Source organism: Methyloglobulus sp., assembly GCF_040079455.1.
In the GTDB taxonomy this organism is placed as follows: Bacteria; Pseudomonadota; Gammaproteobacteria; order Methylococcales; family Methylomonadaceae; genus Methyloglobulus.
Window position 1 is genome coordinate 1 of sequence record NZ_JBEBKJ010000106.1, and the last position, 9,821, is coordinate 9,821.

General features: G+C 39.2%; 10 protein-coding genes. All 10 read right to left on the reverse strand.

Going from position 1 to position 9,821, the window contains the following annotated elements; translation table 11 throughout:
• Positions 1–173: 173 nt before the first annotated feature.
• Positions 174–1,520 carry a hypothetical protein gene (locus tag ABL924_RS16665; RefSeq protein WP_349028230.1) on the reverse strand — a complete coding sequence of 449 codons (1,347 nt, stop codon included), beginning with the start codon at positions 1,518–1,520 and terminating at the stop codon, positions 174–176.
• A complete protein-coding gene (locus tag ABL924_RS16670; protein ID WP_349028231.1) occupies positions 1,513–2,094 on the reverse strand; it encodes a hypothetical protein in 582 nt (193 codons plus the stop codon). The genes ABL924_RS16665 and ABL924_RS16670 overlap by 8 nt, the downstream gene beginning before the upstream one ends.
• A complete protein-coding gene (locus ABL924_RS16675) occupies positions 2,067–2,591 on the reverse strand; it encodes a hypothetical protein (protein WP_349028232.1) in 525 nt (174 codons plus the stop codon). The genes ABL924_RS16670 and ABL924_RS16675 overlap by 28 nt, the downstream gene beginning before the upstream one ends.
• 19 nt (positions 2,592–2,610) lie before the next feature.
• A complete protein-coding gene (locus ABL924_RS16680) occupies positions 2,611–4,098 on the reverse strand; it encodes a hypothetical protein (protein ID WP_349028233.1) in 1,488 nt (495 codons plus the stop codon).
• A gap of 271 nt (positions 4,099–4,369) precedes the next feature.
• Positions 4,370–6,571 carry a caspase family protein gene (locus ABL924_RS16685; protein WP_349028234.1) on the reverse strand — a complete coding sequence of 734 codons (2,202 nt, stop codon included), beginning with the start codon at positions 6,569–6,571 and terminating at the stop codon, positions 4,370–4,372.
• A gap of 94 nt (positions 6,572–6,665) precedes the next feature.
• Positions 6,666–8,012 (reverse strand): DUF4384 domain-containing protein, encoded by a 1,347-nt coding sequence (locus ABL924_RS16690; RefSeq protein WP_349028235.1) that lies wholly within the window; start codon positions 8,010–8,012, stop codon positions 6,666–6,668.
• Positions 8,013–8,036: 24 nt separating this feature from the next.
• Complete coding sequence (locus ABL924_RS16695; RefSeq protein WP_349028236.1) at positions 8,037–8,321, reverse strand: hypothetical protein; 285 nt, start codon at positions 8,319–8,321, stop codon at positions 8,037–8,039.
• Entirely contained in the window at positions 8,318–8,866 is a 549-nt protein-coding gene (locus ABL924_RS16700; RefSeq protein ID WP_349028237.1) for an OmpA family protein, read from the reverse strand. Before ABL924_RS16700 ends, ABL924_RS16695 begins: the two co-directional genes overlap by 4 nt.
• 93 nt (positions 8,867–8,959) lie before the next feature.
• Positions 8,960–9,157, reverse strand: coding sequence for a hypothetical protein (locus tag ABL924_RS16705; RefSeq protein ID WP_349028238.1), 198 nt, complete (start codon positions 9,155–9,157; stop codon positions 8,960–8,962).
• A 76-nt stretch (positions 9,158–9,233) separates the two neighbouring features.
• Positions 9,234–9,539 carry a hypothetical protein gene (locus ABL924_RS16710; RefSeq protein ID WP_349028239.1) on the reverse strand — a complete coding sequence of 102 codons (306 nt, stop codon included), beginning with the start codon at positions 9,537–9,539 and terminating at the stop codon, positions 9,234–9,236.
• Between the last annotated feature and the right edge of the window lie 282 nt (positions 9,540–9,821).

Below are 9,821 nucleotides of genomic sequence, written 5' to 3' on the forward strand. Positions count from 1 at the left end.
ATAACTCGATTTTTCATTATCATTATTAACCCGAATAAATGCTAATTTTCCACCATTAAATTCTTTAGGCATAATTTGGCACTGGGATGCCTTATCAGAGCCGTTAACATACGATGAAAAAAACATAAAAAAAATAAATAATAAAATTTTTTTATTGCACTTAATCATTGCCATTAGTCTGTACATGTTGGCGGTAGATTCTTCATTTCGTAGATAAAGCTTGTACTACCTTGAACTCGCTCGCTGAAAAACCTCATGATTCTTGTATTGTTTTGATAGCCATTTGGACTCGTTTTAAATTCTTTATTAAATTCTTCTAAAAGCTTATCAACCTCAATTTTTTTACTGTCTACAAGTATAATTTGTATCCCTTCTTCCTCAATATTATTAAATGATACCCACCAATTAAAATCTTTTCCCAGAGGTCGTTCTATTACTTCTTTGACGGTACTCTCTTCGTCAAAATCCACAAACTGAAGCTCACTATTTGGTGACTTATAGGCCATTAATATAAAATACGATGCAATCTCACTCGGTGCATTAGGTAGTTTTTCTACATGTATCGGTAAAAATAGATTGTCATTAATTGAGATAGACGCTTTTGGCCAACTAGTAGGTAATTTTTTAAATATCTTTGGAGTTTGTTTATCATCCTCTGGATTACAAATAACCAAAGGCCCTTTGACATTTTCACCGTTTATATTCCTAGCAGAGAAGCTGACTTTGAACATTTCTTCTTTCTGCACATTTTTTTCGTTTGCCCCTATTCCAATTGTTAAAACATAAGAAAACCCCATCACTGTAAAAAGTATAAAAATATAGAGAGCATATCTGCTGATAGATTCTTTTGACTCCACCATCGGTTGTTGTTCTAAATATGGATAATCAAGTAACCCTAAGTTGTGTGTAGCCTCTCTCAATGTTGAAACAAAAATTATCTCAATGGAATGTTCAACAAACCTTTGCCGAAATCCACCAGAAGACAGGTATTCTTCAACTTCTGATCCATTGGCTTTAGGTAAGAAAAACTTAATATTTTTTATTTTATGATTGTCTAATATGGCATCGAATTTTTCCGGGAGTCCATCAATTTTGGTAATAGCAACATCAAAGTCATTTCCAAAATCACTGCTGTCTAATGTTCCTGTTGCTATCACATAGGTATCTTTCGATTTTCCAGCGTGCATTAATATGGCTAAGGCAATGCCTAATTCGGCGCTCCCACCCTCAGTTATGTTGCCATCACTTTCATCAGGAATAAGCACACTTTTTGCGTAAGGAATATTCTGTTTTTCTTCGGGGGATAGTAGCTTTTCCAATGCTGCATACGCACACTTCCCTTGCGATTTTAGACTGCGCTCTAATTTATCGATAACTGGATTTCCACCACGATCACGTATGGCTTTTTCTTCTGTATCTGTAATTTTTTCGCAATGAATAGTAAATAGCTTTCCATTTTCAGACCCTGCTACTTTCACAGGAATAAACACGGTATATCGACTATTTGTTTTATTAGCCATGGTGAGCTACCAAAGCAATATGCATCGCCTGATCTAAAGTGGCAACAGGATAAACATCAATACCCAATGACTGTATTCGTCCTAGAAGATCTCGAATCTTAGGACTAGTCTTTATCAATAGAGGCATAATAAGACACCGGGACACATTGTTTTGTGGCGGCAAAACTGAAAGCGCGGATAATGCCTGTTCAATATAACCATTGCCTATTAAAATATTATCGGCAGTCAGTTTACCTAATGAGAAAATTTTTCTGTACCCGTTTGGCTGGTTCATTGCATACGAGCCGATAGCCAGACCCAAGGCAATACCATCAAACCCTGATATATTTGGATTAGGATTTACCCAATGTAGTACTGACGGTTCCGGCGCATGCTTTAAGCAGGAAATCAGTTGTTTTGCCTTATTTATTGCTGAATTTAGACCCCAAAACCGTAACTGACTAAACGTTTTATCTTTACCCTCCCGCGGTTCGACAATAAGTTCCATAAAGCGGACTAAATTTGGCTGGTCCATCTGAGATAATGGTATCAATATTGTCCGGCGATTCATTCCATAATCTGATTTTTTCGCCATAATTGAGGCCGTAGTAAAGCGCGTCGATTTTCGTCATTATCTGGCAAACATATTCTGGCATAACCTTTCTCATCTAACATAAATTCAGCCAAAGACTTTTGATTCTCTCCTGTGCCATCGACAATTTCAAACAAGCAATCCGCAAATTCGTCGATTGCCCCAGCAAGGGCTTGTATAGTTATTTCCAAACCCTCATTCTTCTTCGCAATAGTCAAACGAAAATCATCGGTTTCCAAAGGGTGTTCTGGCAAGGGGTAGCGTTCTGACCCTGAACTGGCGGCATGGCGAATAAAATCCGCAACCATATAGTATTCAGCCCGATGCAACCAGTCTGCAAGTTTTTCCTTGGCTAATCTTACCGGTAAAGTTTTGATCGCCTCATCTATGTCATGTGCCGTTATTGAATTATCACGCATCGCATGAAGTTGGTGCCAAGCGCGTAGCCACAGCCTGGTTTGGTCATCTTGGCTTAATGGTTGTGTTAAGTTTGTTTCCATTGATATATACCTCTATTTTTTAAGCTATTTTATTTTTGAGTTTGGTTAATTGGGCTAAATTGTTCGCAATCAAAACTTCCGCATCTTCAAACAATTGGTCATGTAAAGCTTCGCCTTGTAAATGCTTATAGCGAAGATTATCAACTTGTAATTTTTTGAATTCGATATTGGTTTCAATGCTTGATCGCCAATGTGGATCATCCAACATAGAACTAAAAAAGAAAGCCATCATCGGATCAAACAGCTTAGGGAACTCCTTAACCAATATCTTAAAACAAGGCTTGTACGCTAGCTCAGGGTTATCAAATTTAAATTGAGCACTTTCTTTCTGGTCATCTTCAACGTAAGCAATATCTGACTCTGTGTCTCCAACGAATGCAGAGTTTGATTCTATAGTTTCAACATCTTCAGGAAAGTCAGTTTCTTGCAGTTCGTCCTCTTCATAATCAAACGCTGGCTCGTTAAGTGTATCAATATCCACAAAATGAATATTATTTAGCATTGCCATCCCAATTTCATTATCTCGCCATTGATCAAAAGTAACAAAACGGGCAACCTTGGCTTTTTGTTTTAAAGCGGGTTGTCTATGGAGTTGCACCACCAATCGGTTATAAACCGTCTTTAATGACGGCTCTACTTCCAACTGTTTTTGTTCTGATATCATCTGGAGATAAGCTAAATCGCGCAACTGTTTATCAAGAAGAGCGATAGCCTTAGCAAATTTCTCAGTCACATCTTCCTCTTTCACCCAATTGGGCGGAGCTTTTTTTAACTTGTTTAAGGCTGTCATTAGCCGCAAATATTCTGGAACCCAAGCAAATACGGCCGCATAATGTTCTTCCCCTAATGCATAATCTGGGATATTCCCATCTTGCCGAGGCTTAGAATGTAACGTTTTTGCCAAAGTTCTTAGTGCTTTAAGCTCGCGTAATTCCTGGATTGATACGTCACGGTGATACCATTCTTGCGGGTTTAATCCGCAGGAACGAAATAAGCTGTAACGCTCATTCGAATGCTCAAGAACCTTAGTGAGGCGTTTTTTGAATTCCTCATCTTGGTAATAATTTTGTTGCAAGGGTTGCGGGCAACAGTAAAAAATATTATCCAGCGATAATTCGGAAGGAAGCTTAATGTCGTTACTATTAAGGTTGAGATAAAAATCCCCTAACTCTAGTTTTCGGCGCTGGGCAACTTCGCCATAAGACGGCTCGTTTTCATCGCACAGTGACTTAAGCCTCGTGGAAGTTTTTCTAATACTGGGAATTATGTTTTCTGCATAGCTATTAGGTTTTTTTGTTCTTAAAATGCTTACTTCTTGCCAAACTTTATCGACATGTAACGCGCAAAGCCTAGTGAATAATAATTGGGCATTCCCAGGGCTTGCGCCTAAATTATTAGCCAACTTTAATACGTTAAACCAAATCACATCATCGATAAAAAATACAACTTCTTCAGAAAACCTAAAGGATGGGGTTAATAATTTATCCTCACCTTTGTCTTTGGTCACAAATGGTTGAGTGCCAATATCCTGCTTGTGGGCGATTATTTCAACCGTGGCCTTATCTTGGTAGCTCCTGTACAACAAGTTATATTCATAATATTTTTGGTATTTTTTGAAGGTTAATAGCAATCCAACATAAACCCTTGACCGAAACTTTTCGTAATCATCGCTTTGGCAGGCTGGCAGTATGCCAATAAAATCCCGAATAAAGTTGTTAATGACGTTCATTTTGATTTTTCCTTAAAGCTTTTTCTCAACGATGGTTTTAAAATTTGGTTCAATCTGAACCGATAATTCTATCTATATCCTCGAAGCCACTGTTTTCCGCTTTTAAACGCCATTTTTCGGCTTCGTCATCATTTTGCTCAACACCACGTCCCAGCTTATAGAGTCGAGATAATGCTTTTTGAGCTAAAGGGTGATTTTGCTCCGATGCTTTTTTTATCCAGGAAAATCCCTGAGCCTCATCATGAGGAACGCCTTTACCATTCAGATATGCTAATCCTAAAAACAATTGACCCTCTGCATCGCCTTGGTCTGCCGCTTTTTGATACCAGTTTGCGGCTTCAACATCGTCTTTATCTGCGCCTTTCCCCATCGCTAACATTTGCCCAAGGCTCGTCTGTCCACCGGCATGGTTTTGTGCCGCCGACTTTTTAAACCAATTGACGGCTTCGCGGTCGTCCTGGTCAACGCCTGCACCGTACACATAACACCCGCCGAGCAACATTTGGGCAAATTTGTCATTACGGCTTGCATTTTTACTGATCAAATCAAATTTCTGTTCGCAGTTTTGTTTAATAAAGGTTTCAAGTTTAGTTCTGCTGGTTACGCTGAGTTCATTAAACTGGTTTTCCATTTGTTTAAGGTCATTTTGTAATGGCGCAGTTTGCTTGCAATGAGTTTGTTTAGCACTGTTTGCTTCTGCTGCTCTGACAAAATCTGATTGGCTCTTGGTTTCGATTTCTTTCAATAGATCTTTTGCCATTGACTCTCCTTGGTCGGCTGACTTCTTAAGCCAATGGGAAGCTTCAACCTTATCAATAGGTGCCTCCTTCTCTGTTAGCAAAGTCATTCCTAACATTAGCTGCGCCATTTTATGACCCTTTTCACTGGCTTTTCTGAGTAAATTAACCGCCTTAATAACATTTCTAGGAAAGTTTCCTTTACAGTCTTTATGCATCATGCCTAATTCAAAAAACGCAGACACATTGCCTTGGTCAGCAGCCAAATTAAGCCATTTCCCCGCCTCTATCTCATCTTTTGGAACGCCAATGCCTTCAAGAAAAAGCGTTCCTAAAAAACTTTGAGAATATGAATCGCCATTCACGGCGGCTTGTTTAATCCTTGCTACACTTTTTTCATTAACATTATGGTTTTTTACATCTACACCGGCAATTCCCAATAAACCTTGCGCCTCTGGATGACCATTATTTGCCGCCAATTCCAGCCAATATTTAGCTTCGTCATTGAATGGCTTTTCGCCATTTTGCGAGCTCCCCATAGCGCGCAAAGCCATAACAAATTGCGCTTCAGCATCGCCATTTTTAACAGCCTTTTCAAGATGCGCCAATTGTTCTGGAGAAGCGTTATACCGCGGAAAAGTCTTCGCATCGATACGAGGAAATATTGTGCTGAGGGAAGTATTACCTTTTTCAAGCGTATTGATTTCGGTGGGTATCTGAAAGTTTCTTGTCCGATCTTTAACTAGCTGACGGGTCTTATTAAAAATCTGGCTTATATCCGTTAACTTCCGGTCATCTAAGGCTTCAAGCAAGGCTTTGGCAAAGGGGCTGTTGGTATCGTTTTCGTTAATTTTATCTAATGACCGTGTACCAAATTGACTGGCAAAGCTCAGCGTAACATTCACTGGCAACTTCATTTCATTCATTGCGTTTTTGATCTCGCTACTAATATCCTGCCCTCGACAAGCATCAATGACAGCTAGAGTTAATCGAGGATGCCCTCCTGAAATTATTTCAATCAATTTATCAAGCCCATTGGCTTGAGTCTCGATATTATTTGTATCTTTAATGTCTATTGGGACTAAGTAGTTTTTTTTATCATTAACGTTTGAAACACCATGCCCAGAATAATAGAAGAAAGCCACACTATCAGGGTTTGCTTTAAGCTTGGAGACGAATTGGTCACGTTTTTCCTCAAACTGGCTAGAGTTTAGGTTCTCACCCGTAATCACTTCATAACCAAAAATTTCTAATTTTTTGGCGATGCCTCGGGCATCGTTGATTGGATTATCTAATCGTTTCCAAGACTCTCCACTGTAATTAGCATTACCCACGACAAAAGCAAAGCGTTTTTTGCCAGTTGTAGCCATGGCGTTATTAACAGAACATAGACTTATTAGAGTGAACAGTAACAAGTAGAGGCTTAAGAATTTAGCTCTCTTTAAACCTGAGTTCGTTAAATCTAAATCGGCTGATAAAAAATTATGATTTTTGTAACCCGCTTTGGTAAACATTTAATTTCTCCTGGTAGCTTGCATTATTTATTAAGACTACTCGTCTTTTATACATTTATCATTGACCAGTTCCGCTTACTGCTTGCTTGATAAACTAAATGGGTTGAGTTCCTATCTGCAGCGTAATGGTTTCAAACTTAACTTCATCGGCAGTTTTTTGCCGATAACCCGTTTCAAGATTTTTAACATTACTGACAGGCATTGGTTGAGCCTGTTTTACGTCCCTGTTAAGTGGCCAAGGTGATTTTAGTTTCTTTGTTGACGCGAGACAAACAATTTCACCAATTTCTCCCGCCGTATCAAAGCGATAATCCAGGTTTGAAGTGGTTTTGGAAAAAACCAACGTTTGACTTCTTGCTAGCCTAGCATTGGGTTGGCTTAAGTTCGGGAAAACAGGGCGGATGCGGCCTTGCGCATCATTAATAAAGCAATTGACTTCGGCATCTTGATTGACGGTCACTGAAAAATCCACGGATTCATTGGGAAGAAAAATTGGCCCGCGATTGCCTCTGGAAGTGTTAATCGTTAATCGCAGTGGTTGGATTGCCGGTACAGTTTTAGTTTCTTTTACTAAGTTTTCATAAGTTGACTGCTTATCATTCAGTAAACAGGTTTGATAGGGCAAGCCTGTAAATTCCCCCAACAGCTTTAACACGCTGTATTGCACCAATGTTCGCACGGCATGACCGCCGCTTTCGTTATTATCATTGCTTACATCAATATAGACTCCTGCTTTTGAACTGATTCTGGCTCCGATATCCGCCGCTACTCCAGAGCGCATGACGGCGATAGAATTTGAAATCGCACTACCATTTCTCATTTGCAAAGTATCATAATTAACTAAGCGTAAGTCTAAGCTAATTACACTGCTGACATGATCAGCCGATAAGCCAAAGTCCACACCTGAAAAACTCAGGCTTACCCCCCTGTTTTCAGAGATGACAGAATCGTCAATTTGAGAAATTGAGCCTTCTATTGTCCAGTCAGGATGGTTGACAATGACTTCAGTTTTACCAATTCCACTCACCCATGTTAAGAGGTTTTTTGAATCTAACAGGCCGTGATCACTATTTTTTTGGTTCGGGTTTGATACAGGGGTCGCTGGTGCTACCACGGTAAAGTCGATAAACCGGAACACATTGCTGGTTCTTGATAATGTTGATATGGCTTCGGTGAGCATTTCCATCCCGCTATTTACAATCGTTTTATCACTGGAACGATCTGGCAGTCCTGTGGAAGTAACATAGACTGGTGGGAGTTTGGATTTAGCTAACAAACTGTCCATGCAACTCAATGCGGTTTCCATGTTAGTAATATTCCGTACGGGTTTCATTCTGGGCTGACGAGTTTCCAACGCTTGGTATGATTGACTAAAGCAACCGCTCAAACAAGACAACATGACAAGACTACTTATAGTTTTTTCAAAGATTTTATTTATCATGACAAAGCCCTCGACGGTGAGTGATTAGCGACGCTTATTCACTGCAATAACATCACCTCTGATCACGGTAATACTAGGCCTATTACCACCACCGATTTGAACGCTTTGTGATGGCGAACGCTGGCTTTGCGAAGTAGTTGGGCTATCATATTTCGTCTCTGCACCTTGGATATAGCTACGGGCAATTACATTGTTCACTTTTGCATGTTGCTGCGGCGCAATATGTGTCCGCTGGTTTAATTCGAAAGGGAATGCAGTGATGCTTTTGGCACAAATAAATAATGCCACTATGACAAGACTTGGTTTCATTGGTTGATCTCCTTGATATTTAAGAACTCAACTCTTCGATTACTGGCATCTTCTGGATGATCTTCATCGTTTAACTTGTCGTAACTAAACCCCTGTGCTATTAAGCAGTTCTTTGCAACCCCCGACACGACCAAAAAATTTCTAACGTTATTTGCCCGTCGGATACTCAATTTCATATTTAACTCATAAGAACCCACTCGGCTGGCATGGCCTTGAATGGCATAACGTTCATTGGGTGTTTCGTTCATGGCATCAGCAAGATTACGCAGAGACGATCTGGCAATGCTGGATAACTCCGCAGAATTATTTTCAAATTGTTGATTTTCTAACTGTGCAGTTTTTTGAGGCTCATCTTTAACAAATCCACTACCTTTAAGACCCCCTCCAGATGAAGAGCGAGGGCAATCTGGGGGAAGATTATCAAACCCATTTAAGGCTCCTAATAAATCGCATTTAGAAGTGTTTGGATTAATGGGTAATAATTCTCTCGCCACTATTGGCAATGAAAATACTAGTACTGATAAAAAAAGTAGTTGCTTGGTCATTTTTTAGTTCTCCTTACTTTTAAGTTAAGTTTCTGGTTATTTTGAATTTTTACTCAAAAATTATATATAGACAAAAATCCAGCAAAGCCTAAATCAATTTATGGTATCTATATTTAACTGATGAATTGGCGTCATACCATCAACCTGTTGAGTTTTTTTATTAATTACAACGTGTGTTTTATGGGCTACGGTTACAATATTAATTTCTGCATGTCTACTAAAAATGAGCAAGCACAACACCACAATGCTTCCATAAATTAAAATTTTGAAATTTTTAACATTCTTTTTCATGTTTTACTCCATTGATCTGTTAACTGATCTATAGAGGGAGTTGCCCAGAGAGCAACTCCCAGAACGAACTTAGACTTTATTTGGAAGAAGCACTTCCTATCAACAAACTGCTTTTATTTTTGTTCCCAAGGGTTGTCTGTATTACTGCGCCCCTGACACTAACATTGGAAGTAAATTTATTCATTTCTACATTGCCTCTCGCTGAAGCAATTCCTAATTCACTCTCACTGCCGTTACCAAGGGTTGTCTGTATTACTGCCCCGCGTATATTGGCTGTTGATTGCATTTCGCTAATCTTGATGCCATCTGCCGCTTGTACCGTACCGAAAGCACAAGCCATTACAGCCACAAGAATATTTACATTTAATTGTTTAGTTTTCATGTTATGCTCCAAATATTTAATTGATTTTGATTTGTAGACATTTATATCGACTACATCAATTACCTCTCGATAGAAATTTGTAGATGAATGTAATGTCATCATGTCTACATAACCTACTTCTCGATAGGAAACTTGATGCTTTAGAAGCCTTTAAAAAATTTAATTAAAATTTATGAACAACTGAGAGACCTTTGCACAAACAGCAGAAACTCCGGCTGACTGGTCAAAAGCCGATTTTTTTGAATTGGCATTCACCTTAATGGGCGGTATTCGGCTGAAATA

Bases quoted from the DNA above. Each gene is read 5' to 3' on its own strand.
- ABL924_RS16675 (WP_349028232.1), bottom strand. From the start codon at position 2,591: ATGGAAACAAACTTAACACAACCATTAAGCCAAGATGACCAAACCAGG.
- ABL924_RS16665 (WP_349028230.1), bottom strand. From the start codon at position 1,520: ATGGCTAATAAAACAAATAGTCGATATACCGTGTTTATTCCTGTGAAA.
- ABL924_RS16700 (WP_349028237.1), bottom strand. From the start codon at position 8,866: ATGACCAAGCAACTACTTTTTTTATCAGTACTAGTATTTTCATTGCCA.
- ABL924_RS16705 (WP_349028238.1), bottom strand. From the start codon at position 9,157: ATGAAAAAGAATGTTAAAAATTTCAAAATTTTAATTTATGGAAGCATT.
- ABL924_RS16670 (WP_349028231.1), bottom strand. From the start codon at position 2,094: ATGGCGAAAAAATCAGATTATGGAATGAATCGCCGGACAATATTGATA.
- ABL924_RS16695 (WP_349028236.1), bottom strand. From the start codon at position 8,321: ATGAAACCAAGTCTTGTCATAGTGGCATTATTTATTTGTGCCAAAAGC.
- ABL924_RS16685 (WP_349028234.1), bottom strand. From the start codon at position 6,571: ATGTTTACCAAAGCGGGTTACAAAAATCATAATTTTTTATCAGCCGAT.
- ABL924_RS16690 (WP_349028235.1), bottom strand. From the start codon at position 8,012: ATGATAAATAAAATCTTTGAAAAAACTATAAGTAGTCTTGTCATGTTG.
- ABL924_RS16710 (WP_349028239.1), bottom strand. From the start codon at position 9,539: ATGAAAACTAAACAATTAAATGTAAATATTCTTGTGGCTGTAATGGCT.